Origin of the sequence: Thermopolyspora sp. NPDC052614 (assembly GCF_040678635.1) — a bacterium.
Lineage (GTDB): Bacteria > Actinomycetota > Actinomycetes > Streptosporangiales > Streptosporangiaceae > Thermopolyspora.
The window spans coordinates 347,129-371,051 of record NZ_JBFATZ010000002.1 but is presented as its reverse complement, the minus strand read 5'-3'; the positions used below and the strand labels follow the sequence as shown (position 1 = coordinate 371,051).

The 23,923-nt window shown below is 71.8% G+C and carries 21 protein-coding genes; 4 read left to right on the top strand and 17 right to left on the bottom strand.

Annotated features, from left to right (window positions below; all coding sequences use genetic code 11):
* On the bottom strand, window positions 1-249 hold the full coding sequence (locus tag AB0K60_RS05120) for a hypothetical protein (RefSeq protein WP_364048759.1): 249 nt from the start codon (window positions 247-249) through the stop codon (window positions 1-3).
* Window positions 250-679: 430 nt separating this feature from the next.
* On the opposite strand from AB0K60_RS05120, the gene AB0K60_RS05115 reads away from it, so the two are divergent.
* On the top strand, window positions 680-1,597 hold the full coding sequence (locus AB0K60_RS05115; protein WP_364048757.1) for an EamA family transporter: 918 nt from the start codon (window positions 680-682) through the stop codon (window positions 1,595-1,597).
* 211 nt (window positions 1,598-1,808) lie between these two features.
* Entirely contained in the window at window positions 1,809-3,587 is a 1,779-nt protein-coding gene (locus tag AB0K60_RS05110) for a sulfatase-like hydrolase/transferase (RefSeq protein ID WP_364048755.1), read from the top strand.
* On the opposite strand, the gene AB0K60_RS05105 is transcribed toward AB0K60_RS05110, so the two are convergent.
* Window positions 3,575-6,052, bottom strand: a complete 2,478-nt coding sequence (locus AB0K60_RS05105) for a SpoIIE family protein phosphatase (RefSeq protein WP_364048753.1) — start codon at window positions 6,050-6,052, stop codon at window positions 3,575-3,577. The two genes, AB0K60_RS05110 and AB0K60_RS05105, sit on opposite strands and share 13 nt — an antisense overlap.
* A gap of 442 nt (window positions 6,053-6,494) precedes the next feature.
* Here AB0K60_RS05105 and AB0K60_RS05100 point away from each other — a divergent pair, with 442 nt between their 5' ends.
* Window positions 6,495-6,635, top strand: a complete 141-nt coding sequence (locus AB0K60_RS05100) for a hypothetical protein (RefSeq protein ID WP_364048751.1) — start codon at window positions 6,495-6,497, stop codon at window positions 6,633-6,635.
* A 37-nt stretch (window positions 6,636-6,672) separates the two neighbouring features.
* Here the strand turns inward: AB0K60_RS05100 and AB0K60_RS05095 are convergent, their stop codons facing one another.
* The 4 genes from AB0K60_RS05095 to AB0K60_RS05080 all read right to left on the bottom strand — a co-directional run bounded on the left by AB0K60_RS05095 (window position 6,673) and on the right by AB0K60_RS05080 (window position 9,569).
* Window positions 6,673-7,617: an SDR family NAD(P)-dependent oxidoreductase gene (locus tag AB0K60_RS05095; protein ID WP_364048749.1), complete on the bottom strand. Its 945-nt coding sequence runs from the start codon at window positions 7,615-7,617 to the stop codon at window positions 6,673-6,675.
* On the bottom strand, window positions 7,614-8,714 hold the full coding sequence (locus tag AB0K60_RS05090) for a hypothetical protein (RefSeq protein WP_364048747.1): 1,101 nt from the start codon (window positions 8,712-8,714) through the stop codon (window positions 7,614-7,616). The genes AB0K60_RS05095 and AB0K60_RS05090 overlap by 4 nt, the downstream gene beginning before the upstream one ends.
* Entirely contained in the window at window positions 8,714-9,250 is a 537-nt protein-coding gene (locus AB0K60_RS05085; RefSeq protein WP_364048745.1) for a UGSC family (seleno)protein, read from the bottom strand. The genes AB0K60_RS05090 and AB0K60_RS05085 overlap by 1 nt, the downstream gene beginning before the upstream one ends.
* 88 nt (window positions 9,251-9,338) lie before the next feature.
* Window positions 9,339-9,569, bottom strand: a complete 231-nt coding sequence (locus AB0K60_RS05080; RefSeq protein ID WP_364048743.1) for a hypothetical protein — start codon at window positions 9,567-9,569, stop codon at window positions 9,339-9,341.
* Window positions 9,570-9,892: 323 nt separating this feature from the next.
* Between AB0K60_RS05080 and AB0K60_RS05075 the strand changes: the two genes are divergently transcribed.
* Window positions 9,893-10,768 (top strand): IclR family transcriptional regulator, encoded by an 876-nt coding sequence (locus AB0K60_RS05075; RefSeq protein ID WP_364048741.1) that lies wholly within the window; start codon window positions 9,893-9,895, stop codon window positions 10,766-10,768.
* Between the two features lie 173 nt (window positions 10,769-10,941).
* Here AB0K60_RS05075 and mftF read toward each other — a convergent pair whose 3' ends face one another.
* From mftF to AB0K60_RS05020, 11 genes are all read right to left on the bottom strand, one after another.
* Window positions 10,942-12,426 (bottom strand): mycofactocin biosynthesis glycosyltransferase MftF, encoded by a 1,485-nt coding sequence (gene mftF, locus AB0K60_RS05070; protein ID WP_364048739.1) that lies wholly within the window; start codon window positions 12,424-12,426, stop codon window positions 10,942-10,944.
* Window positions 12,427-12,555: 129 nt separating this feature from the next.
* Window positions 12,556-13,410, bottom strand: coding sequence for an SDR family oxidoreductase (locus AB0K60_RS05065; RefSeq protein ID WP_364048737.1), 855 nt, complete (start codon window positions 13,408-13,410; stop codon window positions 12,556-12,558).
* Between the two features lie 208 nt (window positions 13,411-13,618).
* The gene (locus AB0K60_RS05060) at window positions 13,619-14,908 is read right to left on the bottom strand and encodes a hypothetical protein (RefSeq protein ID WP_364048735.1); all 1,290 of its coding nucleotides are present in this window, start codon (window positions 14,906-14,908) and stop codon (window positions 13,619-13,621) included.
* A gap of 66 nt (window positions 14,909-14,974) precedes the next feature.
* Window positions 14,975-16,093, bottom strand: coding sequence for an NDMA-dependent alcohol dehydrogenase (locus AB0K60_RS05055; protein WP_364048733.1), 1,119 nt, complete (start codon window positions 16,091-16,093; stop codon window positions 14,975-14,977).
* A gap of 61 nt (window positions 16,094-16,154) precedes the next feature.
* Window positions 16,155-17,126, bottom strand: a complete 972-nt coding sequence (locus AB0K60_RS05050) for a TIGR03560 family F420-dependent LLM class oxidoreductase (RefSeq protein WP_364048731.1) — start codon at window positions 17,124-17,126, stop codon at window positions 16,155-16,157.
* Window positions 17,113-18,585 carry an aldehyde dehydrogenase family protein gene (locus AB0K60_RS05045; RefSeq protein WP_364048729.1) on the bottom strand — a complete coding sequence of 491 codons (1,473 nt, stop codon included), beginning with the start codon at window positions 18,583-18,585 and terminating at the stop codon, window positions 17,113-17,115. Before AB0K60_RS05045 ends, AB0K60_RS05050 begins: the two co-directional genes overlap by 14 nt.
* 13 nt (window positions 18,586-18,598) lie before the next feature.
* Window positions 18,599-19,708: an NDMA-dependent alcohol dehydrogenase gene (locus tag AB0K60_RS05040; RefSeq protein ID WP_364048727.1), complete on the bottom strand. Its 1,110-nt coding sequence runs from the start codon at window positions 19,706-19,708 to the stop codon at window positions 18,599-18,601.
* Between the two features lie 165 nt (window positions 19,709-19,873).
* Window positions 19,874-20,989 carry an oligopeptide/dipeptide ABC transporter ATP-binding protein gene (locus AB0K60_RS05035; RefSeq protein WP_364048725.1) on the bottom strand — a complete coding sequence of 372 codons (1,116 nt, stop codon included), beginning with the start codon at window positions 20,987-20,989 and terminating at the stop codon, window positions 19,874-19,876.
* The gene (locus tag AB0K60_RS05030; protein WP_364048723.1) at window positions 20,986-22,086 is read right to left on the bottom strand and encodes an ABC transporter ATP-binding protein; all 1,101 of its coding nucleotides are present in this window, start codon (window positions 22,084-22,086) and stop codon (window positions 20,986-20,988) included. The genes AB0K60_RS05035 and AB0K60_RS05030 overlap by 4 nt, the downstream gene beginning before the upstream one ends.
* Window positions 22,083-22,955 (bottom strand): ABC transporter permease, encoded by an 873-nt coding sequence (locus AB0K60_RS05025; RefSeq protein ID WP_364048721.1) that lies wholly within the window; start codon window positions 22,953-22,955, stop codon window positions 22,083-22,085. Before AB0K60_RS05025 ends, AB0K60_RS05030 begins: the two co-directional genes overlap by 4 nt.
* Entirely contained in the window at window positions 22,942-23,919 is a 978-nt protein-coding gene (locus AB0K60_RS05020; RefSeq protein ID WP_364048719.1) for an ABC transporter permease, read from the bottom strand. The genes AB0K60_RS05025 and AB0K60_RS05020 overlap by 14 nt, the downstream gene beginning before the upstream one ends.
* Window positions 23,920-23,923 lie beyond the last annotated feature (4 nt).

Genomic DNA, 23,923 nt, shown 5'->3' with positions numbered 1-23,923 from the left:
TCAGGCCCCCAGGTCGCGCACCACGTTGTCGAGCCGGTGCGCCACCTCGTCGAGTCGCTGGTCGGTGAGGGCGCCCCGGCCGAGCAGGGCGTCGAGGTCCGCGCGGCGCGCCACGACCAGGCCGCGGTGCGCGTCATCGATCTCGGCGTCCGGCAGGACGACGCAGTCCCCGCGGACGAACACCAGCGTGGCGTCCGGATTCGGCGATTCCAAGAACCTGCGTACGCACTCGCGATCGACGAGATGCATGATGCCTCCTCGCATCCCGGACTCGTCCGTCTCAACGGCTCGGAACCGTCACGAGTCCTCCTACCGGCCCCTACCCGGACAGGAGGCGTCCAGTGCGGTTCTGTGCACGAAGGGCGGGTGCCGCATCCGGTCGTCCGCGTTCGCGCCCGGCCTGGCGCGAACGCATTGGACATCGTGAATTGTTCACTTTTGGCCCTTGTGATGGTGAGGGGTGTGAATCATTGTTCGTACCGAATGTACCAGATAGTGAAGTTCGCCCGGTGTGTAGCGGCGGGGTCACCTCGGTGAGCGGCGCGGGCGGGCGATGGCACGGGAAAGGGTCGATCATGTGTGCTTGCCGCCCAGGGGCGGGCCGGTCGCGCGCGATGGTTCCCGGCGGGGTTCGCCGTACGGGCGGGGCCGAGGGGCGTCGGGTACGCGGGGGTGAGCCGTGAGCCGCCGAGGGTGGGTGCTGTTCGCGCTGATGAGCGTGATCTGGGGCATCCCCTACCTGATGATCAAGGTTGCCGTCGAGGAGGTGTCGGCGCCGGTGCTGGTGTTCGCCCGGACCGCGGTGGGCGCGGCGATCCTGATGCCGCTGGCCGTGCGCGCGGGCGGGCTGGGCGTGCTGCGACGGCACTGGAAGCCGCTGGTGCTGTTCGCCGTCATCGAGATGATGGTGCCGTGGCTGCTGCTGACCGACGCCGAACGCCACCTGTCCAGTTCCATGGCCGGGCTGCTCGTCGCCGCCGTGCCGATCATCGCGGTGGTCGTCGGGAAGATCGCCGGTGACCGGGAGCGGCTGGGTCCGCTGCGGTGGATCGGGCTGCTCGTCGGCTTCGCCGGGGTCGCGCTGCTGGCCGCGCCGCATCTCACCGGCGGAGGCTTCTGGCCGATCGTCGAGTTGTTCATCGTCGCCCTCGGCTACGCCACCGCCCCGCTGCTGGCGGCCCGCAAACTCGCGAACGTGCCGAGCATGCCGATGACCGCCGCCTGTCTCTCCCTCGCCGCGCTCGTCTACGCGCCTGCGGCGATCCTGACCTGGCCCGCCGCGATGCCTTCCGGCCAGGCGCTGGCGGCGATCGGCGGCCTGGCCGTGATCTGCACCGTCCTGGCGTTCCTGGTGTTCTTCGAGCTCATCCGCGAGGTGGGCCCGGCGCGGGCGACCGTGTTCACCTACGTCAACCCGGCCGTCGCGGTCGTCGCGGGCGTCGTCTTCCTCGGCGAACCGCTCACCCCGGCGATCGTGGCCGCGTTCGCGCTCATCCTGGGCGGTTCCGTGCTGGCGACCTCCCGCGGCTCGGCCACCGCCCGGGGCACCGCGAGGCGCAAGGACACTCCCATGACCGCCGATCGGCAGCCGACCTGACGCTCGATGGCCGGGCCGGGCTGGGCCGGGCGAGCGCGCACGACGCCATGGGGGCGAGACTTTCGCGTGTGCGAGGGGTGAAGCGGAGGCGTCCGCAAGGTGGCGCGGCGGCCTCTCAGAATGGACACAAGGTTACTATTCGGCCAAAAATCTCCTCCGCTTAATGATCAATCGCTAGGCTCCGGGCGACTTCCCGATCAAAGCGGAGACCATGAACGTCCATCCCCCCACCCGCCGTGCCTTTCTGGCCGGGACCGGCGGACTCGTCACCGCGCCCCTCGCCGCACCCATCGCCGAGTCGCTCACCGGAGCGGCGGCGGAGGCGCGGGCCGCCGCGCTGCCCGCCAGGCCCAACTTCGTGCTCATCCTGTCCGACGACCTCGGGTGGTCGGAGGTGGGCTGCTACGGGCAGAAACTCATCCGCACGCCGAACATCGACCGGCTCGCCGCGCAGGGGCTGCGGTTCACCAACGCCTACTCGGGCGCACCGCTGTGCGCGCCGTCGCGGGCGACGCTGCTGACGGGCCTGCACTCGGGGCACGCGACGGTGCGCGAGAACCCCGAGGGCGGGCAGCAGCACTCGCTGACCTCGGCGGACGTCACGTTCGGGTCGCTGCTGAAGCTGGTGGGCTACCGTACGGCGTGCATCGGCAAGTGGGGGTTCGGGCCGGAGGTCCCCCACCAGGCCTCCCATCCCAACGCGCGCGGCTTCGGGGAGTTCTTCGGCTTCATCGACCACCAGCACGCCCACCAGTACTGGCCGCAGTACCTGTGGCACAACGGCACCACGGTGACGCTGAACCGCACCCGGTACGCCCCCGCCCTCTTCCTGGAGCACGCCAAGCGGTTCATCCGGCGGTCGGCGGCCTCGGGCGAGCCGTTCCTGCTCTACTACCCGAACACGCTGCCGCACTCGCCCAGCGAAGTGCCGGGCGACGCGGGCATCTACCGGAACCGGCCGTGGACGCGGGCCAACCGCAGGCACGCCGCCCAGGTCACCCTGCTCGACACGCAGGTCGGCGAGCTGGTCCGCACGCTCCGCGAGGCGGGCGTGGCCGATTCGACGGTGTTGATCTTCACCGCCGACAACGGGCCGCACCGGGAGAAGGGCGTCGACCCCGAGCTGTTCGACTCCAACGGACCGCTGCGCGCCGACAAGCGGGACGTGTACGAGGGCGGCATCCGCATTCCGATGATCGTCTGGTCTCCGTCGCAGCTCGGGCGCGGACGGGTGATCGACGAGCCCGTCGCGTTCTGGGACATGCTCCCCACCCTCGCGGACCTGGCCGGCGTGCCCGTCCCCGCGCACCTCGACGGGCGCTCCATGCGCGGGCTGCTCACCGGCGGCGTCCACGAGGGCCACGACTACCTGTTCTGGAACCGTCCCCGCAAGGCGCAGGCGCTGCGGCGGGGCGACTGGAAGGCGGTGCGGTTCCACCCGGGCATCGCGGGGGCGGGGCCGCGTGGGCGGTTCGAGCTGTACAACCTCGGCTCCGACCTCGGCGAGCAGCATGACCTGGCGGCCGAGCGTCCGGACCTCGTCGCCGAGTTGAACGCCCTGATGGACGCATCGGTCGGCCCCGATCCCCGGCTGCCGTACGGCATGCACGTCAGCGGCGGCACGACCGCGGTCGCCGGGCGTCCGCACGAGGTCGTGGTCCATCTGCGCAACGGCTCCGGCGAGGCCTGGACGGGGCTGCGCTTCCGGATCCAGGGCCCGTCGGGCTGGCGGATCAGCGGCGGCGACGCGGACGCGTCCCTCGCCCCAGGCGAGTCCGTCGAGGTCGCCTTCGTCGTCGTCCCGCCGCCCCGGGGTCCGTTCTCGGGCCGGTCATCAGCACCGTCACCAGGCCCGTCATCAGGCCCGGCATCGGGCCCGTCATCAGATACCGCGCCGTTGCTGGCCACCGCGGTCTTCCGGGCCGGTGGCCGCCGGGTGCGCTTTCAGGCCCGCCGGACGCTCACCGTACGACCCGGTCAGAAGGTCTGATCCAGCGAATCCAAGGCGTCGGCGGGCGGAAAGGTCTGCTCCACCCAGATGGACTTGCCGGTGGACGTGTAGCGGGTGCCCCAGCGGTGGGACAGGGCGGCCACGAGTTGCAGGCCGCGGCCGCCCTCGTCGTAGTCCGAGGCCCGGCGGATGCGCGGCGTGGTGAGGCTGGCGTCGGAGACCTCGCAGGTCAGCACGTTGCCGCGGATCATGCGAAGGTCGATCGGGCCCTTGGCGTGCCGCACCACGTTGCCGACCAGCTCGCTGACGAGCAGCTCGGTGGTCATGATGAGCGAGTCCAGACGCCACTCGGCGAGCTTGCCGCGGACGTGGTCGCGGGCGAGAGCGGCGGCGATCGCGTCCTCGGGCAGCCGCCACACCGCGATGTCCTCCGGCCGGGTGACGTGCGTGCAGGCGATCAGCAGGGCCGCGTCGTCGGTGCTGTCCCGCTTGAGAAGCAAAAGATCCTCGGCGAGCGCGTCGCAGTCGATGCCCGCGGACGACGCCGTGCCGTCGCCGTCGGCATCGCCTCCAGGCGGGCGGTCCGCCCGCATCTGGACCACTCGTTCGGTGAGCATGTGGGCCAGGCCCGCCATGCCCTCCTCGAAGTCCCGGTCCGCGCACTCGATCAGGCCGTCGGTGTAGAGCACGAGCAGGCTGTGCTCCGGCAGGTGGGTGCTGACCGTGGCGAAGGGCGGGTCCGCCGCGCCGAGCGGCGGACCGGGATCGACGCTCGGGAAGCACACGGTGCCGCCGGGCAGCACGACCGCCGGCGGCGGGTGGCCGGCCAGGGAGAGGACGCAACTGCGGTCGATCGGGTCGTACACGATGTACAGGCACGTGGCGTAGAAGTCGTCGCTGATCTCGCTGACGATGTCGTTGAGGTGGCCGAGGATCTCGTCGGGCGGCAGTTCGAGGTCGGCGAGCGTCCGCACGGCCGTGCGCAGCCGTCCCATCGCCGCCGCCTCGGCCACCCCGTGGCCCACCACGTCGCCGACCACCAGGGCGACCCGTTCGGCGGACAACGCGATGACGTCGTACCAGTCGCCGCCGACCTCCATCTCCTTCTCGGCCGGCACGTAGCGGGCGGCGACGGTGACCCCGGGCAATTCGGGCAGGTCGCGGGGCAGCAGGTCCTGCTGGAGCTCCTGGGCGCGCCGATGCGCGTCGTCGTAGAGCCGGGCCCGCTCCAGCGCCTGCGCGACCAGACCGGCGAGCGTGAGGAGCAGGTCGCGTTCCTCTCGGGGAAAGGCGTGCGGCTCGTCGAAGGCGATGATGGCGGCGCCCAGCGGGTGGCCGGACGCGATGAGGGGAAGAAACGCCCAGGCCTCCTTGCGGCTGATCTGCGGGATGTACGCGAGCTCCGGGTACTCCGCGATGAACTCCTCGGCCGATTCGACGAAGGTCGGCTCCCGCCGGGTGATCGGTTCGAGAAGATTCTGTACTCCCGCCCCGGTGTACTCGCGTGCCATATAGGCGGAAAACTCAGCCGGGTAGCCGACCGAACCGATCAGGCGGCCCTCCCCGTCATCAACCTCCCAGATCTGCAGTCCGCCGGCGCCGAACGGCGGCAGCAGGTGGCGGGCGGCGGTCTCGACGACGTCCTGCATCGTGAGCGCCTCGCTCAGGGCGATGGTCAAATCCGCCAGCCTGGCGGTGCGCTCGGCGGCGGCCCGCTCGGCCGCGGACCGTTCGGCCTCCCTCCTGCGCCGGTCGTTGATGTCGGTGAGATGGATGGTCAGGCCGCTGGGGGCGGGCGCCGCGACCAGGCGGTACCAGCGGCGATCGGAGGGCCAGCGCACCTCGATGTCGGCGGTCATGCCCTCGGCGACGGCCGTCCGCAGACGGGCCTCCAGGTCGTGCAGGCCGGTCGGCACGAGGTCCCACAGGCGGCTGCCCAGCGGGTTCCGGTCCGCGCCGAGCAGGTGCTCGGCCTTGGCGTTGGCGAACGTGATCTTCCAGTCGTGGTCGATCGCGATGAAGCCGTCGCCCATGTAGCGCAGGACGCTCCTGATCGACTCATGGGCCGCCTGGACGGTGCGCATCTCGTGGATCGCGCCGACGACGGAGACGGGCTCACCGTTGTCGCCGAGCACGACGTGGCCGCTGACCCTCACCCAGATCTCGCCGCCGGCGGGCCGGCGCACCCGGTACTCCACCCCGAACAGGCCCCGCTCGTGGACGGCCCGGCCCATCTCCGCCAGCACCCAGGGCAGGTCGTCGGGGTGGGCGACGGCCGCCCAGCCCTCGGGGCGGGGGTCGAAGCGGGCGGGGTCCACGCCGAGGATCTCCAGGGACCTGCCGTCGCAGGCGAGCATGTTGGCGCGGATGTTCCACTCCCAGCATCCGGTACGGGCCCGCGCCATCGCCCGCCGGAACAGCCTCGCCGCCGTGGTCTCCGCGCCGTCATAGGAGTACCAGGTGCGAGGGTGGCGGGCGGGGGTGTCTTCGGAGGGTCGGGCCATGCTCGCGGGTTCACCACCGGCGTCGGGGGCGTGGGGTTGATCGTCGGGCGCCACGGGCTCGCTCCGGGGGAAAATCCCGCCGCCGGGCGGAGGCTCGCTTCCGGGAGCGGGCTCGCCGCAGGGCGGGGGCTCGCCCTGGGCGTGCAGCGCGCCGCTCGAGGCCCACCCGTGGGCGCCCCGGGGGCATGCCTGGCGCCGAGCGCGAGAATCGCTCACCTCCGCTTCAGTTCCCCGCCGGAGCCGCCACGCACATCGAGCACACCAAGAAAAGGGACATAATAGATAAAACCACCAGGAACCCCTGGTGACTCCGGCCCTCCGCCCCACCCCGTTCCGAGGGCCCGACGCCCCGTCGCCGGGGGACCGACCCGTGCCCCGCCCGCGCCGGGCGACGCCCTGGCCGCCCTCACGACCAGGAACGATCTACGGAAGTCGGTTACGCATGAACGAGCACGTCCACGTACGGGTCCACGACGGCGTCGCCGTCAACGACGCCGGGGAACTGGTCGAGACGCTGCGCTGCGGCTGCGGGGCCGCCTGGACCAAGGTCTACCGCGTCGAGGAGGGCGAACCCGAGCGTTGAGTCGCCGACGGCGGCCCCACCCCCGAGGGGGCCGCCGTCAGGTCCGCGCGGCCTGCTCGTCCACCTGCCCGTTCACCGGCCCGTTCACCGGTTCTGGACGGCGCAGCGGGAACGGGGTCATGCCGCCCCCGTCGAGCGGCAACGCCTGGCCGGTGACGTAGCCGCTGTCCTCCGAGGCGAGGTACGCGACCGCCGCCGCCACGTCCTGCGGGAGGCCCACCCGGCCGACCGGGATCGCCCCCGCGCGACGCCGGAGCGTCTCCGCCACGTCGAGATCCGGCGACGGGTCGAGGATGGCCCGGCTGGTGGCCACGAGACCGGGGCACACGGCGTTCACCGTGATCCCCCACGGCGCCACGTCCATCGCCAGCGCCCGGGTCAGGCCGATCACCCCGGCCTTCGACGCCGAGTACGCCGTCGAGAACGGCGCCGCCGTCAGCCCGGCCATCGACGCGATGTTCACGATGCGCCCGAACCGCCGCGCCCGCATGTACGGCACGGCCGCCCGGCACATCAGATACGTCCCGCGCAGGTTGACCCCGAGCACCAGGTCGAACGCCTCAAGCGGCACGTCCTCGATGTCGGCGCGGTCGGCCCCCTGCGGCGCGGCGGCGTTGTTGACCAGCACGTCGATCGAGCCGAACCGGTCCACCGTGGCGTCGACCATCGCCTGCGCGCTCGCCGGGTCGGAGACGTCGCCGAGCACGGCGGCCACCCGGTGCCCGTCGGCGGCCAGCGCGTCGACGAGGTCGGTCAGCCCGTCCTTGTGCTCGACGCCGAGCAACCGGTGCCGGGCGTTCGGCACCCCGCCCGGCTCCTTGTCGGCGACCATCACCGCCAGGCCGGCGCGGGCCAGCCGCCGGGCGATGCCCTGCCCCATGCCGTCGGGCTTGCCGCACCCGGTGACCAGGGCGACCCGTCCTTGCTCGGCCTCCGGGACGGGCGTACCCGCCCCGGAGGAACCGATCGGTCCGCCGCTCACTTGGCCTGCCCCTCACGCGGCGGGTCGATCCGGGCCGAGATCCCCGACCAACTGGAGAAGATCCGCACCACCATGGAGATGCCCGCGTTGCGCGCACCCGCCACGATGATGGGCAGGTTCTTCGGCGAGTCGTCGGCGAAGTAGCGGGCGAAGCCCTCGGTGTCGCCGCCGTCGCGCCGCACGTTGTTGTGCAGGCCGCTCTTGCCGGCCTTGGCCAGCTCGGCCAGCGGCTTGCCGCACCGCTCAAGCAGCCAGCCGCGTACGTCGTCCTTGCTCATGCCCGCCTTGGCGAGCATCTGGGCGTGCTCGGGGCAGAACACCACGCCCGCGGCGGCGTGCCGGAAGATCCAGCTTCCGGCGCGGGAGATCGTGTCGGCGAAGTCGCCCAGCAGCAGCTCGGGGTTGTCGGTGTGCCGGTTGTCGACGAACTCGCTGGTCCGCAGCAGGGTGGTGGACACCGCGTCGACGCCCGCGGCCACCCCGCCGTCCACCGACAGCGGCTCCCAGGGGCTCTCCTCCTCGTTCTCGGCGATGCACATCGACCACCGGCCGGGCACGCCCTGGGTGGCCTGCTCCAGCACGTGCGGCACCACGCCGAGGGCGTTGCGGACGATCAGGCCGATCGTCCGGGCGACGGTGGCGTTGGCGCGGAAGCCGGGGCCGAAGACGCCGCCGGTGCTGTTGAAGCCGAGGCGGTTCCGGATCGGGCCGTTGATCACGATCAGCGGCGCGGGGCCGCTCGTGCTCTGCCAGCCGCCGCCCACGGTGGACCGCTCGGCCATGAGCGCGTCCCACGCGGCGAGCACGACCGGGAAGTACTCGGGCTTGCAGCCGGCCATCACCGCGTTGATGGCGGCGAGTTCGACGGTCACCTCCCGCTTGAGGTGGTCGAGGCGGCCGATGACCTCGTCGGCCGGGCGGGTGGTGGTGGCCAGGAACTCGTCCACCCGCTCGCGGGTCGCCGGGATCACGGGCAGGCCGTCGGTCCACCCCTTGTCGTACATGTACTCGTAGGACTTCTGGGCGGCCTCAAGGCCGTCCATGGGCTCGATGGTCCGCTCGCCGGCGGCCGCCGACGCCACGTCGTGCAGGGTCATCAGACTCCCTCGCTCACCCGGTTCGCCACGATGGCGACCAGGTCGGCGGCGCGCTGGGCGATCTGCTCGGCGTTGAGGACCGCGACCGGGTGCGGCGTCAGCAGCAGGTCGAAGTCCTTGTCGCCGTGCACCTCGGCCATCGCCCGCGCCGTCACCTCGAAGGCGTCGCTGACGATCACCGCCGTGGGGATGCCCTCGCGCTCGAAGGCGATGCCGTCGGCGGCGGCGGAGGCGCTGCAGGAGCCGCAGTCGCCGACGCCGGTGACGACCACGTCGCTGACCGCGGCGATCTCCTTCAGCATCGGCTCGTCCACCGGGAAGGCGACGTGCGGCTTGGTGCGCTGGATCGTCACCACCGCGCCGTACCGCGACTCGAGCAGCTTGCCGACCTCGGCCAGCAGCTCCGCGGCGTTCTGCTTGGTGTTGTTCAGCAGGCCCACCCGGGCGCCCGCCAGGGTCGGCACCCGCCGGGCGGCCGTGGCCACGCTCGCGGCCCCCGTCGACATCCCGGTCGGGTCAAGGATGCGGTCGAACATCCCTCACACACCTCTTCTCATCTTCTCCGGCCCCGCGCGCCGGAACGTACGTGGAACGCCCTGTGATGTCCTGGAACGTCCTGGAATTTCACAGCGCGTCGCTCGGGTAGGCCAGCCGGATGTCCTCGGCGGGCACCCCGAGGATCGGCTCCAGCATGCTCACCATCACCTTCTTGGGGACCAGGCAGTCGGCGCAGCTCTCGGGGTCAGCGGTGATCCGCACGTCGAACCCGGAGTCGCCCTCCTCGACGCTCAGGTGGTAGCCGTCGACGGCCAGGGTGGACCGCATCTGCTCCAGGCGTGCTTCGTCGCGCATCATCGCCTCGCTCGTGAAGTGGGCCGACGGTCCCGCGGGACGGTCGGCGGGGGGAGGCCGGTAGAGTGGCCAGGGCCCGTTGTGACCCTGCTCACGGCAATGTAAATCCGGAGAATCGGCAAGGGAATCGGGGCTTTCGTGACACGGAAGAAGTCTGAACATTTCTGAGAACGGCCTAGTCGGTCGACGCTAAGGGAAGCCTCACTTCCGCGATACGGAAGGCAATTTCAGCCCGTTTGCCCTGCTACCGAAAGAGTGTCCGTTTGTGTAGCCTGGTTAACGCTCATGTAACTTAGGTCACGAACTTCGGGCAGGCAGGTGAGTCGATGACCGCTCTGGCAGATACGGCTCCGGAACCCAGTCGCCTGACATCGGCCCAGCGTGTGCTCTCCATTCTCGGCGTTTTCGACACCGAGAACCTGGCGTTGTCCCTGAGCGAGATCAGCCGGCGTACCGGCCTGACGCTCAGCACCACCCACCGCCTCGTCAACGAACTGCGGTGCTGGGGCGCGCTCTCCCGGCACAGCGACGGCAAGTACAGCATCGGCCTGCGCATCCTCGAACTGGGCACCCTGGCCCCCCAGGGCGGCCAGCTCCGCGAGATCGCGCTTCCGTTCCTGCACGACCTGCAGCACGCCACCCACTCCAACATCCACCTCGGCGTGCCGGACGGGCACGATGTGATCTACGTCGAGTCGCTGCGCGCCCGCGACACCGTCCCGGTGCCGAGCAGGCTCGGCGGGCGCTGGCCCATGCACGCGACCGGCACCGGCCTGGTGCTGCTCGCCTACTCCTCCCAGGAGTTCCAGGAAGAGGTGCTCGCCTCCAAGCTGCGCCGGTACACCGCCAACACGCTCACCGACCCCGACGCGCTGCGGCACTTCCTCGCCGAGGTGCGCAAGTCGGGCGTCGCCATCGTGGAGGGCCAGCTCACCCACGACGTGATGGCCGTCGCCGTACCGATCCGCGGCCCCCGGGACCGGGTCGTCGCCGCCGTCGGCATCACCGTGCCGAGCGGCTCGACCTCGCCGCACTCCCTGGTGCCGGCGCTCGCCGCGACCTCCCGCAGCATCTCACGCGCCCTCGGCGCGCCGTCGGCCGTCGCCGACGGCGGCACCCCGCGCCCGACGGCGCATTGGACGGCGCGCGAGGTCAAGTACTCGACCGCGATCCGGCGTCGCGCGCCCCGGCTGACCGGCTGAGCGTTCCGGCGTCACGGGCGGGCCGGGTGGTCCGCCCGGTTTGAGCGGTACGGCGGTGCGGCGTGGCCGCCCTGCGGAGCGGTGCCGTGCCCGAGTTCGCGGCCCGAGTTCGCGGCCCGAGTTCGCGGCCCGAGTTCGCGGCCCGAGTTCGCCGCCCGAGGTCGCGCGGCGGGTCACCGCCCTTCGCCGGGTCGGCGCGTCCCCGGCCGCAGGTCGGGCAGGAGGCATCGGATCGAGCGTCCCTTGATCGCGCCCGCCCACAGGCCGGCGCCGTACGCCAGGTCGTCGAGCCTTCTGGCGACCATGAAGCGCACCGGGTCGAGGTCGGGGGCGAGCTTGCCGTACTCCACCAGGCCGTCCGCGATCGCCGCCAGCAGGACCGCGCGCCGTACGCGCCGGGAGAACAGGCATCCGGCCAGGCTCAGCGGCCACCAGTGCCGCAGCAGCAGGCCGCTCCCCTGGCCGATCGCGCCCGCCAGGCCGAGCCCGGTCAGGGCCGCCGCCAGCCGCTGCGGGCTCTCGCTGCGCGGCACCTTGCGGGCCAGCCGCGCCGACACCACCGCGAGCACCGCCGCCGACAGCGGCAGCGACCAGCGCCGCTGCGCGAGCAGCATCCCCAGTACGGCGAAGCTCCACGGCGCCAGCGCCGCCGGGGCCACCGCCGGGCCGTGCCGCCGCGCCAGATCGTGCGCCCCCGAGCCGTAGAACGCCTTGCGGGCGAACCAGGCGGACAAGCGCGTGCGGTGATCGTGCCGGACCGTGGCGGCGGGCTCGTACCGCACCCGATGGCCCCGCTCCACCAGCCGCCACACCAGGTCGACGTCCTCGCCGACCCGCATGCCCTCGGCGTACCCGTCGCCGAGCGCGTCCACCCGTCCGACCAGGCAGGCGCTGGGCACCCAGCCCACGAGCGACCGGGGATGCACCGGCGCGGGGATCGGCCCGAGGTCGAGCGAGGAGCGGGCCGCCTCGTACCGGCTGATCCAGTTCGCCGTGGCCGTCTCGTCGAGGCCGAGGACCCGGGGGGCGACGGCGGCCACCCGCGGATCGTGGAAGTGCCGCAGCAGCAGGGCCAGCGCCTCGGGGTCGGCCACCACGTCGGAGTCGACGAACGCCACGTACGGCGTGCGCACCCGGGCCAGCCCGGCGTTGCGCGCCCCCGCGGGTCCCAGGTTGCGCGGCAGCGGCACCAGCTCGGCGTTGTGGCGCGCCGCCACCCGGGCGACGGCCTCGGGGTCGGCCGACTCGTCGTCCACCACGATCGCGTGGACCTTTCCCCGCAGCGCGTGGAGCAGCCGGTCCAGCTCGCACGGCCGGTCCCGCACCGGCACCACGACCGTCACCTCGGACAGGTCCACCGGCGGCAGCTCGGCCAGGACGGGATCGGCCAGGCCCATCCCCAGCAGCCGATCGGCCAGTTGCTCGGCCGCCGCGCCGTCGACCCGCAGCCGCCTGCCGCGCAGCAGCGAGCGGGCCTTGTCGCTCAGGTGGGCGACCCGCGGCGGAGCGCCGCCGACCAGGGTGCGCCCCCGGTCGAAGACGCGCACCCGGCGCCCCAGCTCGATCACGAAGTTCCGGGGCAGGCGGTCGCTCCCCGCTGATCCCGTCGCGGCCGGAGCAGGGGCCGTACGGGGGGAAGGTTCGGGGGACGCGGCCACGTCTGCTCCTCTCACCGGCCAAATCCGGGCACGATGCGCGCTGCCACGACATTACCGTCAAATCACCGGTGCGCTGGGGAGCGCCCGGTCCGCCCGCCCACCAAGGCCGAATGACCGGCTCCCGAGGGGTCACTCGCCCATCGGGACCGAGGTGATCGGCTCGCCGACGGGGAACATGTGCGCCGGGCCGCCCTCGACGGCGAGGATGTGGCCCGACACCCAGCGGGCGCGGTCGCTGAGCAGGTACAGCGCCGCGTAGGCGATGTCCCAGGAGGTGCCCTCGGTCTTGAGCGCGGTGCCCTGGGCGCGCTTCTCCCGCATCTCCTGCGGCATGTCGCCCTTGGCCGCGAACGCGCCGTAGATCGCGCCGACCTCGATGCAGTTCACGCGGATGCCCTGGGGGCCGAGGGTGGTCGCCGCGCCCTCGGTCATGTTCTCCATGCCCGCCTTGGCGACGCAGTAGATCATGCCGGGGCCGCGCCGCCGTACCCCGACCGACGAGATGTTCACGATCGCGCTGCCGCGCGGCAGCACCGGGACGGTGTGCCTGGTCATCGACCACGCCGACCTGAGGTTGATGGTCATCAGCCGGTCGTAGTGCTCCGGGGTGGTGTCGAACAGGCCGCTGCGGTCGCCGGCCGCGACGTTGTTGACGAGCGCGTCGGGGGTGCCGAGCCGGTCCACGACCTCGGCGACGGCGCAGGCGCAGGCCCGGTCGTCGGTCACGTCGGCGATGACGGAGATCGCCTCGCCGCCGGACCCGGTGACGTGGTCGACGGTGCGCTGGGCGGCGTCCTTGTCGATGTCGATCACGGCGATCCGCGCGCCGTGCCGGGCCAGCACGCGGGAGATCGCGTAGCCGACGCCGGGGTACGCGGTGCTCTGGCCGCCTCCGGTGATGATCGCGGTACGGCCCTCCATCCACTTCGGGCTCGCGTCGGCGAAGGGGTCGATCATTGGGTCGGACATCAGGTCGTCGGGCACTCGCGCTCCAATCCTGGCGGGTGAACCGGTCCCGGCGGGCGGGCCGGCGTGGACGGTTCCCCGGCCCGGCGATGGGAGGGGCCGGGCCGGGGATGGCGGCGCGCGGAGGGGGGGAAGACGCGCCGCTTCGGCCGGCCGACGGTCGGGCGGACGGCTTTGAGGTACGCGGGCGAACGCGTGCCGCCGGGCCGTACCGCCGCCGAGCCCGTCAGCCGGAGACGCGGGTGAGCCGGGACTTCATCTCGGTGCGCTCGATCGAGCCCGGCGGGACGAGCGTGACCGCGGCCCGCACGGTCAGCCGAGCCCGGATCATGTCCTCGATCTGGCGCCGGAGCGCCTCCTGGTCGCCGGGCTCGTCGCCCAGCTCCACCTCGACGTTGAGCGGGGGCTCCACCCGCGGGCCGGGGCTGGGCAGCACGACCTGCACCACGCCGTTGGTGCGCGGGGCGAGGGTCTGCACCAGGTCGCGGATCGCGGTCGGGAACACGTTCACCCCGAGCACGATCAGCATGTCGTCGGTACGGCCGACGCACCGGATGAGCGGCGCCCCGTCCTTGGCGAGCCCGGTGACCAGCACCCGGTCCCGGGTGCGGAACCGGACCAGCGGGCAGCACTCGCGGTCCACCGAGGTGTAGACGAGCTCGCCGGTGGCGCCCGGCTCGGGGTCGATCGGCTCCCCGCTCTCGGGGTCGATCAGCTCCACGAGCACGTGCCGCCCGCCGGTGAAGCGCATGCCGCCCGCGCCCGGCGGCTCACCGAAGATCACCGGGGCCATGTCGGCGTTGCCGAGGCCCTCGGTCACCCGCGCGCCCCACTCCGCCTCGATGTGCGCCCGGAACGCGGGCTCTCCGCCGCCGGGCTCGCCGCCCACGAAGATCTTCTTGATGCCGAACTCCTTGGGGTCGCGCCCCAGCTTGCGCACGTACTCGGCGAGGTAGCGCACGTACGAGGGCGTGGCGTGCAGCGCGGTGACGCCGAGGGACTCCAGCGCCAGCACCGCCTTCTCCGAGGCCCCGGTGCCGATCGGGATCATCGTGCAGCCGATGCGCTCCAGCGCGTCGCGGATCGGCAGGCCGCCGACGAAGAGCGTCAGACCGGCTCCGTGCAGCACGACGTCCTCGCGCCGGGCGCCCATCGTCATGAACGCCCGGGCCACCATCTCGGTCCACGCCTCGGCGTCGCGGCGGGTCACGCCGATCCAGCTCGGCTTGCCGGTGGTGCCCGTGGAGGCGTGGACGCGGATCACCTCGACCATGTCCACGCCCGCGTGCCTGCCGAGCGGCGGGCACGCGGCCTGCGAGTCGCGCAGCATCTGCTTGTCGGTGAACGGCAGTTTGCGCATGTCGTCCAAGGACACCAGCGTCGTCGGATCGACCCCGTGCTCGGCGAACAGGTCGGCGTAGAACGGAGACCGCGCGGGCAGCCCGGCGAGCTGCGTGCGGAGCATCGCGGTGACGGCGTCTCGGTCCTCAGCCGCGACGAAGCCGGGTGTGGTCACGTAATGTCCTTCCGGGGGGAGTGGGGTCGCCAGGTGCTCGGGCCGGGAGAGCCCACGGTGGGGACGTCAGTCCTCGTGGATGATGACGCCGCGGATGTTCTTGCCGTCGTTGAGGTCGCGGTAGGCGTCGTTCACCTCGTCCAGCGCGTACCTGCGGGTGATCAGCTCGTTGAGCTTGAGGTCGCCCGAGCGGTAGAGCCCGAGCAGCTTGGGCACGTCGTACAGCGGGTTGCAGTCGCCGAACAGCGCGCCGCGGACCTGCCGCTGGTAGCTGATCAGGAAGCCGGCGTGCACGTGCACGGCCTTCTCGGTGGACTTGCCGACCGCGGTGATGGTGACCTTGCCGCCCTTGCCGGTCATCAGGACCGCGGCCTGGACCATCTCCTCGGTGACCACGCCGGGAGTGAGGATCACGTGGTCGGCGAGCTGGCCCCAGGTGGTCTCCACGACGAAGTCGTGCGCCTCGGCGGCGGTGGCGAAGGTGTGCGTGGCGCCGAAGACCTTGGCCATGTCGCGCTTGAACTCGACCGGGTCGACCACGACGACGTTCTTCGCGCCCGCGTACCGCGCGCCCTGGACGGCGTTGCTGCCGACGCCGCCGGAGCCGAAGATGACGACGGTGTCGCCGGCGCGGACGCCGGCCGCGTACACGGCCGAGCCCCAGCCGGTCGGCACGCCGCAGCCGACCAGCGCGCCGATCTCGAACGGGATGTCGTCGGGCAGCGGGATGACCGCCCACTCCGACACCACCGCGTACTGCGAGAACGTGCCAAGCGAGCAGAAGCCGCCGAGGTCCTCGCCGTCCTTGTGGAAGCGGAAGGTGCCGTCGAGGAACATGCCCGAGCCGGCGTTGAGGCCCTTGACGCACATGTTCTGGTGGCCGGTCGAGCAGGGGCGGCAGGCGCCGCACGCCGGGATGTAGGAGCAGACGACGCGGTCGCCCGGCTTGACCCGGCGCACGTCCGGGCCGACCGACTCCACGATGCCGGAGCCCTCGTGGCCGCCGACCATCGGGAAGCGGACCAGGGCGTCGCCCTTGGTGATGTGGTCGTCGGAGTGGCACAGGCCGGAGGCGTGGAACTTCACGCGCACCTCGTGCGCCTTCGGCTCGTCGAGCTGAAGCTCGGTGATCTCCCAGCCGATGTGGGGACCGCGGGCAATGGCGGCCCGGGTGGTGATGCTCATCGGATTCCCCGTTCCTGTCGCGGGCGTGCTGGTGATGTCGGCGATGTGCTCATCGGCGAGTTCACGGTCCCGCGACCTTCATCGCCGTGACGTGGGGCAGGACCTCGGCGCCGATCAGGGCGACGTGGTCCAGATCGTGGATGTCGTAGACGGCCAGGTAGACGGTGTCGATGCCGAGCTCGGCGAGCTCGCCGACGCGTTCGACGAGCCGTCCGGGCTCGCCGATGACCGAGTGCGCCCGGATGAACTCCGAGCCGATGACCTCGGCGCGGCGCTCGGTCTCGGCCGCGGTCGTGCCGACGGCGACCGGGATGAACGAGGAGCGGCGCGGGTCGGCCGGGTCCCGGCCGATCGCCTCGCAGGCCCGGCTGAAGGTGTCCAGTTGCTCGCGCAGGTTGCCGCCGAGGGCGGTGTTGTACTCGGTGGCGTACCTGGCCGCGATCGCCGGGGTGCGTTTCGGGCCGGTGCCGCCGACCAGGATCGGCGGGTGCGGCGACTGCACCGGGCGGGGCGGGGAGGGGTTGCGCTCGATCTGGTAGTGGACGCCGTCGAAGGAGAAGCCGTCCCCGTCCCCTGGCTGGGTGCGCCACAGGCCGGTGATGACGGCGAGCTGCTCCTCCAGCCGGTCGAACCGCTCCTTCGTGGGCGGGAACGGGATGCCGAAGGCCTTGTGCTCGCGCTCGTACCAGCCGGTGCCGAGGCCGAGCTCGACGCGTCCGCCGCTCATCTGGTCGATGGAGGCGACGATCGTGGCGAGCAGGCCCGGGTAGCGGTAGGTGGCCGCGCCCATGAGGGCGCCGAGCCGTACGCGCTTGGTGTCCCGGGCGAGCGCGCCGAGCGTCGTCCAGCAGTCGGTCGGCTGGTACGACGGGTCGTCGGGCACGACGCCGAACAGGTGGTCGGAGCGGAAGAACGCGTCGAATCCGGCGTCCTCGGCGGCGAGCGCCAGCGCCAGGAAGTCGGCGTACGTGCCGCCGTGCCGGGGCTCGATGTGCAGGCGCAGCCGTACGCCCTGGCGGTCAGCGGGTGCCACGGAGCGACACCGCCTTCACGTGGGTGAAGTTCAGCACCGCGTCGGCGCTCATGGTCCGGCCGAAGCCGCTGCGCTTGTAGCCGCCGAACGGCGCGCCGATCACGCCCGCGCCGAGCGCGGCGTTGACGTGCACCTGGCCGGCCTGCAGCCCGCGCGACATGCGCACGGCGCGGCCGACGTCGGGCGTCCACACCGAGGCGACCAGGCCGTAGTCGGTGCCGTTGGCGACCGCGAGGGCCTCCTCCTCGGAGTCGACCGGGATCACCGAGAGCACCGGCCCGAAGATCTCCTCCTGGGCGATGCGCATGCCGGGGCCGACGTTGTCGAACAGGGTGGGCTCGACGAAGAAGCCGCGCTCGAACTCCTCGCCCCGCGGCACGCCGCCGCCGGTGACGAGCTCGGCGCCCTCCTCCTGGCCGAGCTTGATGTAGCCGAGCACGCGGTCGTGCTGCTTGGCGTTGATCAGCGGGCCCATGCGGACCGGCTTGTGCCAGGGGCCGACGGTGACCTTCTTCATCTCCTCGGCGAGGCGCCGCACCACCTCGGCGTGGATCGAGCGCTCGACGACGACGCGCGAGCCGGCGGCGCAGACCTGGCCGGTGTTGAGCGTGATGCCGGCCGTGATCGCCGGGATCGCCGCGTCGAGGTCGGCGTCGGCGAAGATGACCTGCGGCGACTTGCCGCCGAGCTCCAGGTGGAGCGGGGTGAGGTTGCGCGCGCAGGCCGCCATGATCAGCTCGCCGGTCTGCGGGGAGCCGGTGAAGCTCATCCGGCGCACGCCCGGGTGGGCGGGGATGGCCGCGCCGGCCTCGTTGCCGTAGCCGGTGACGACGTTGACCACGCCCGCCGGGATGCCGGCCTCCATCGCCAGCTTCGCCAGCGCCAGCGGGGTCAGCGGCGCGTCCTCGGCCGGCTTGATCACGATCGTGTTGCCCGCCGCGATCGCCGCGGCGACGTCGTTGGCGAACATCGGGCCGGGGGCGTTCCACGGGATGATGCTCCCCACCACCCCGTACGGCTCGCGCAGCGTCAGCCCGATCACGTCCGGGCTCATCGTCGGCATGGTGTGCCCGAGGACCTTGTCGGCCTGCCCGGCGATGAAGTGCAGCATCCGCGGGATCGGCGACGGCCCCCAGTGCGGGCGGCCGACCTCCTGCGACTCCAGTTTGTCGAGTTCGGCCTCGTGCCGCTGGATGAGGTCGGCCCATTTGGCGACGAGGATGCCGCGGGCGGTGGCGTTCGTGTCCCGCCAGGCGGGGAAGGCGGCCTCGGCGGCGCGTACGGCGTTGTCGACGTCGGCGGCGGTGCCGCGCGGCACCCGGGCGAGCACCTCGCGCGTCGCCGGGTTGATCACCTCGATCGTCTCGCCGCTGACCGCCGGGACCCACTCACCGCCGATCAGGTGCGCGTTGTCGATGATGAGGGAGTTGGTCGCCGACTCGGAGAGCGCGGTAGTCATGGGGTGGTGCTCCTCAGTGCTCGTGGACGATCACGCCGCGGATGTTCTTGCCGTCCAACATGTCCTGGTAGCCCTGGTTGACCTCTTCCAGCTGGTAGCGGCGGGTGATGAGCTCGTCGAGCTTGAGGTCGCCGGAGCGGTAGAGGCCCAGCAGGCGCGGCACGTCGTACAGCGGGTTGCAGGCGCCGAAGATCGCGCCCTGCACGCGCCGCTGGTAGCCGATGAGCATGCCGGGGTGCACGTTGATCGAGCCGTTGCCGACCGCGGTGATGGTGACCTGGCCGGCCTTGCCGACGACCTCGATCGCCTTCTGGATCACCTCGTCGTGCAGGATGCCGACGGTGATGATGGCGTGGTCGGCGAGCTCGCCCCAGGTGGTCTCGCGGACGAACTCGTACGCCTCGTCGGCGGTGGCGAAGGTGTGCGTGGCGCCGAAGACCTTGGCCATGTCGCGCTTGAACTCGACCGGGTCGACCACGACGACGTTCTTCGCGCCCGCGTACCGCGCGCCCTGGACCGCGTTGCTGCCGACGCCGCCCGCGCCGTACACGACCACGGTCTGCCCGGCCCGGACGCCCGCGGCGTAGACCGCCGAGCCCCAGCCGGTCGGCACGCCGCAGCCCACCAGGGAGGCGACGTCGAACGGGATGTCGTCGGGGATCTTGATGACGGAGAACTCGGACACGACCGCGTGCTGGGAGAAGGTGCCGAGCACGCAGAGCCCGCCGAGGTCCTCGCCGTCCTTGTGGAAGCGGAACGTGCCATCGGGGAATTCGCCGGTCGAAGCGTTCTTGCCCGCGTCGCAGAGGTTCTGCCGGGCGGTCGAGCAATAGCGGCACGAGCCACACGCGGGAATGAACGAGCACACGATGTGGTCGCCCACCGCGACGCGGGTCACCGAGGGTCCTACGGCCTCGACGATCCCGGCGCCCTCGTGGCCGCCGACGACCGGCATCCGCATTTTGGCGTCGCCTTTTTGAATGTGGTCGTCGGAATGGCACAGCCCGGCGGCCATGAACTTGACCCGGACCTCATTGGCCTGGGGTTCGTCCAGTTCAACGTCGGTGATCTCCCATGGCTTTCCGGGTTCACGGCAAATTGCCGCGCGCGTGGTCATGCTCATTTGAGCCTCGTTTCGTGATTCGTACGGCCGGGACGGCGGCCGCGCCGGAGAAAGATCCGAGGCGATGCCTCATGGCGGTTGGCAGCGATGGTTTCACTATGCCTGTCGGCTCCCCGGCGAGCGATATGACTTTCGCGTCGCGGAAAGCGGATGCCATGCGTCGCCTCAATCGAGTTCGGCGTTCTTCGGGGTCCCGGCCTCGTGCCGGGCGGACATCTGTACGGGCGGCTGTTCGGCGGGCTGGGCGAGCGGGAAATGGCAGGCCACTTGGTGGCCGGGGAACAGCTCGCGCATCGGCGGCGCCTCCTGCTCGCAGCGCGCCTGCGCCAGCGGGCACCGGGTGCGGAAACGGCAGCCGGACGGCGGGTTGATCGGGGAGGGCGGCTCGCCGGTGGGGGCGGCGGGCCGGCGCACCTGCCCGGTCGCCGGGTCGAGGCCCGGGATCGAGTTGAGCAGCGCCGAGGTGTAGGGGTGCAGCGGCCGCCGGTACAGCTCCTCGGACGGGCCGACCTCCACGAGCTGGCCCAGGTGCATGACCGCCACCCGGTCGCTGACCTGCTTCACCAGCGCCAGGTCGTGCGAGATGAACAGGTACGACAGGCCGAGCTCGGTGCGCAGCCGTTCGAACAGGTTGAGCACCTGCGCCTGGATCAGCACGTCCAGCGAGGCCACCGCCTCGTCGCAGACGATCAGCGCCGGGTTGAGGGCGATCGCGCGGGCGATCGCGATCCGCTGGCACTGGCCGCCGGACAGCTCGTGCGGGCGGCGTTTGCCGAACACGCCCGGGTCCATGCCGACCAGGTCGAGCAGCTCGCAGACCCGTTCCCGGCGTTTGGCCGCCGACCGCATGCCGTAGCCGAGCAGCGGCTCCTCGACGAGCTCCATCACCTTCCAGCGGGGGTCGAGCGAGCCGAACGGGTCCTGGTACACCATCTGCATCTGGCGGCGCGCCTCGGTGAGGGCCCGCCGTCCCAGCTTCATCAGGTCGGTGCCGAGGAAGCGCACCTCGCCGGACTTGGGGCGGGGGGCCTGGATGACCGAGCGGGCCAGGGTGGACTTGCCCGATCCGGTCTCCCCCACCACGCCGAGGGTCTCGCCGGCCTGCATGGTGAACGAGACGTCCGACACCGCGTGCACCTTGGCGCCCTTGACGCCGCCGGGGCCGCGCACGGCGAACTCCTGCACCACGTTGCGCACGTCGAGCAGAAGCCGGTCGCCGACGGGACGTTCCGCGCCGGATCGGCCGGCCGTCGTCCGGGTCGTGGTGCGCGTCGTTGTCATCGTTGTGCTCCGTCCTTGAGCTGCCGGGCGTGCGCGCCGACGCGTGCGTTCTGCTCACCCGCCGGATGCCAGCAGGCCCACCAGTGGCCCGGCTCGTGCTCGTCGAAGACCGGCGGTTCCAGGCACGTCTCGGTGGCGGAGTCGCAGCGGGGCCGGAACGGGCAGCCCTTGGGCAGCGCGGCCGGGTCCGGCGGCTGGCCGGGGATCACCGGCAGCAGCGCGTGCGACTCCCGCTCCAGCAGCGGGATCGCGCCGAGCAGCGCCCGCGTGTACGGCATGCGCACGTTGGCGAACAGCTTCTCGGCCGAGGCGTACTCCACGGCGCGCCCGGCGTACATGACCACGACGTTTTGCGCGTAGCTGGCCGCCAGCCCCAGGTCGTGGCTGATCATGATGATCGCGGTGCCGAGCCGTTCCTGCAGCTCGACGAGCAGCTCCATGATCTGCGCCTGGGTGGTGACGTCGAGCGCGGTGGTGGCCTCGTCGGCGATGAGCAGCCGCGGCTCCCCCGCCAGCGCGATGGCGATCACCACGCGCTGGCGCATGCCGCCGGAGAGCTGGTGCGGGTACTCGAAGAAGCGCCGCTCGGCCGCGGGCAGGTGGACCAGCTTGAGCAGCTCCACCGCCCGCTCGGCGGCCTCCTTCTTGCTCATGTCCGAGTGCGCGCGGACGGCCTCGGTGATCTGCGTGCCGATCCGCATCGTCGGGTTGAGCGACCGGGACGGGTCCTGGAAGACCATCGCGATCTTCGCGCCGCGCCAGCTTCGCATCTCCTTCTCGGGCATGCCGATCAGCTCGGTGCCCTCGAACCTCGCCGAGCCGCTCACCTGCGCCGACGGCGGCAGCAGCCCCATGAGCGTGCGGGCGCTGACGCTCTTGCCGGAGCCGGACTCGCCGATGATGGCGAGGATCTCGCCGGCGTTGAGCGTGTAGGACAGCCCGTTCACCGCGTTCACCCGGCGTCCGCCGCGGGAGAAACGCACCCGCAGGTCGCGTACCTCCAGCAGGGCCGAGCCCGGGGCGGGGCGGGCGGCGGATGCGGGCCGGCCGTAGGAGAGCAGCTCCTCGGCTCCCCGGGCAGTGCGTTCGCCGCTCATCTCACACTCCACTGGGTGCGCAGGGCCTCGCCGAGGAGGTTGAAGGCGAGGACGCTGATGAACAGGGCCGCGCTCGGCCAGATCACGAGGTCGGGCGTGGCCGACAGGCTCGCCTGCCCCTCGGAGATCATGTTGCCCCAGCTCGGGTTGGGGGCCGGGATGCCGAGGCCGAGGAAGCTCAGCGCGCCCTCGATGACGATCACGATGCCCATGCCGAGCATGGCGAAGGTGATCAGTTGCGGGGCGATGTTCGGCGCGATGTGCCGCAGCAGCATGCGCCACCACGGCGTGCCCGCCAGCTGCGCCGCCGTCATGAACGGCAGCTCGCGCAGGCTCAGCGTGGCCGCCCGGGAGACCCGGGCGACGGCCGGGATGCTGAAGAACGCCAGCGCCAGGATCGTGTTGGTGAGGCTGGGGCCGAGGCTCTGCGCCACCGCGAGGGTGAGCACCAGCGACGGGAACGCGATGAGCACGTCGAGCAGTCGCATGATCACCGTGTCCACGGCCCCGCCGATGTACGCCGACAGCGCGCCCAGCAGCCCGCCGAGGGCGAGGCCGATGACGTTCACCGAGATGGTGACGATCAGCGACGCCCGCCCGCCGTGCAGGATCCGGGAGAGGATGTCGTTGCCGTTGGGGTCGGTGCCGAGCAGGTGGCCGGGCGAGAACGACGGGAGGCTCGACTCCAGCACGTTCCCGCCGACCGGCGCGGGGATCGGCAGCACCAGCGGGCCGATGAAGCAGGCGACCATCACGAACACGACCATCCCGGCCGGGATGTAGAGGCCCAGCCTGCGCGCCCAGGCCCGGCGGGCCCGGGGCGCGGCGTCGAGTTCGACCAGGGCCGAGGAGGCGTCAATTGCTGCCATAGCGGATCCTCGGGTCGAGTACGGCGTAGAGCAGGTCCGTGATCAGGTTCGCCACCACGGTGACCACGGCGAACACGATGACGCAGGCCTGCACGACCAGGACGTCACGGGTGTTGATCGCCTGCAGCATGAGCTGGCCGAGGCCGGGGATCGCGAAGATCGACTCGACGATGACCGTGGACCCGATCAGCGTGCTGAGGTTGAGCCCGACGACGGTGATCAGGCCGAACGACGAGTTGCGGAACGCGTGCCGCAGCAGCACCTGCCACGGGCCGATGCCCTTGGCCTGGGCCGTCACGATGTAGTCCTGCCCCTGCAACTGGTCGACCAGGTCGCCCCGCAGGAAGCGGGTGTAGAAGCAGAACAGCGGGAACGCGATCGCCGCCGCCGGCAGCACCATCGAGCGCAGGTTCTCCACCGGGTTCTCGGCGAACGGGACGTACCCGATCGCCGGGAACATGGCGAACTGCACCGCGAACACCAGCACCAGCACCAGCGCGAGCACGTAGTTCGCGACGGACAGGCCGGTGACGCTGACGAACATGCTGATCCGGTCGAACAGCCGGTTCGGCTTGTACGCGGCGAGCAGGGCCACCGGCACCGCCAGCGCCAGCGAGGCGACCAGGGCGAGCCCGACCAGCTCGGCGCTGACGATCAGCCGCTCGCCGAGCTGGCCGGCCACCGGCTGCCCGCTGACGTACGAACGGCCGAGGTCGCCGCGCACGGCGGCGCCGAGCCAGTCGAGATACCGGATGTACGCGGGCCGGTTGAGGCCCATCTCCTCCTCCAGCGCGCGGATCTGCTCCGGGGTCGCCTCCGCGCCCAGGAGCTGCTGAGCCGCGCTGCCGGGGATGAGATTGAGCACCCAGAACGTCAGGATGCTCACCCCGAGTGTGATCGGAATGGCCATGAGCAGCCGCTTGCCCACCAGCCGGAGGCTGGGTGAGGCAAGCAGGCCGGCCATGACA

Bases quoted from the DNA above. Each gene is read 5' to 3' on its own strand.
- AB0K60_RS05030 (WP_364048723.1), bottom strand. From the start codon at position 22,086: ATGAGCGGCGAACGCACTGCCCGGGGAGCCGAGGAGCTGCTCTCCTAC.
- AB0K60_RS05075 (WP_364048741.1), top strand. From the start codon at position 9,893: ATGACCGCTCTGGCAGATACGGCTCCGGAACCCAGTCGCCTGACATCG.
- AB0K60_RS05040 (WP_364048727.1), bottom strand. From the start codon at position 19,708: ATGAGCATGACCACGCGCGCGGCAATTTGCCGTGAACCCGGAAAGCCA.
- AB0K60_RS05085 (WP_364048745.1), bottom strand. From the start codon at position 9,250: ATGTTCGACCGCATCCTTGACCCGACCGGGATGTCGACGGGGGCCGCG.
- AB0K60_RS05110 (WP_364048755.1), top strand. From the start codon at position 1,809: ATGAACGTCCATCCCCCCACCCGCCGTGCCTTTCTGGCCGGGACCGGC.
- AB0K60_RS05120 (WP_364048759.1), bottom strand. From the start codon at position 249: ATGCATCTCGTCGATCGCGAGTGCGTACGCAGGTTCTTGGAATCGCCG.
- AB0K60_RS05080 (WP_364048743.1), bottom strand. From the start codon at position 9,569: ATGATGCGCGACGAAGCACGCCTGGAGCAGATGCGGTCCACCCTGGCC.
- AB0K60_RS05025 (WP_364048721.1), bottom strand. From the start codon at position 22,955: ATGGCAGCAATTGACGCCTCCTCGGCCCTGGTCGAACTCGACGCCGCG.
- AB0K60_RS05100 (WP_364048751.1), top strand. From the start codon at position 6,495: ATGAACGAGCACGTCCACGTACGGGTCCACGACGGCGTCGCCGTCAAC.
- AB0K60_RS05055 (WP_364048733.1), bottom strand. From the start codon at position 16,093: ATGAGCATCACCACCCGGGCCGCCATTGCCCGCGGTCCCCACATCGGC.
- AB0K60_RS05105 (WP_364048753.1), bottom strand. From the start codon at position 6,052: ATGGCCCGACCCTCCGAAGACACCCCCGCCCGCCACCCTCGCACCTGG.
- AB0K60_RS05045 (WP_364048729.1), bottom strand. From the start codon at position 18,585: ATGACTACCGCGCTCTCCGAGTCGGCGACCAACTCCCTCATCATCGAC.
- AB0K60_RS05020 (WP_364048719.1), bottom strand. From the start codon at position 23,919: ATGGCCGGCCTGCTTGCCTCACCCAGCCTCCGGCTGGTGGGCAAGCGG.
- AB0K60_RS05090 (WP_364048747.1), bottom strand. From the start codon at position 8,714: ATGACCCTGCACGACGTGGCGTCGGCGGCCGCCGGCGAGCGGACCATC.
- AB0K60_RS05035 (WP_364048725.1), bottom strand. From the start codon at position 20,989: ATGACAACGACGCGCACCACGACCCGGACGACGGCCGGCCGATCCGGC.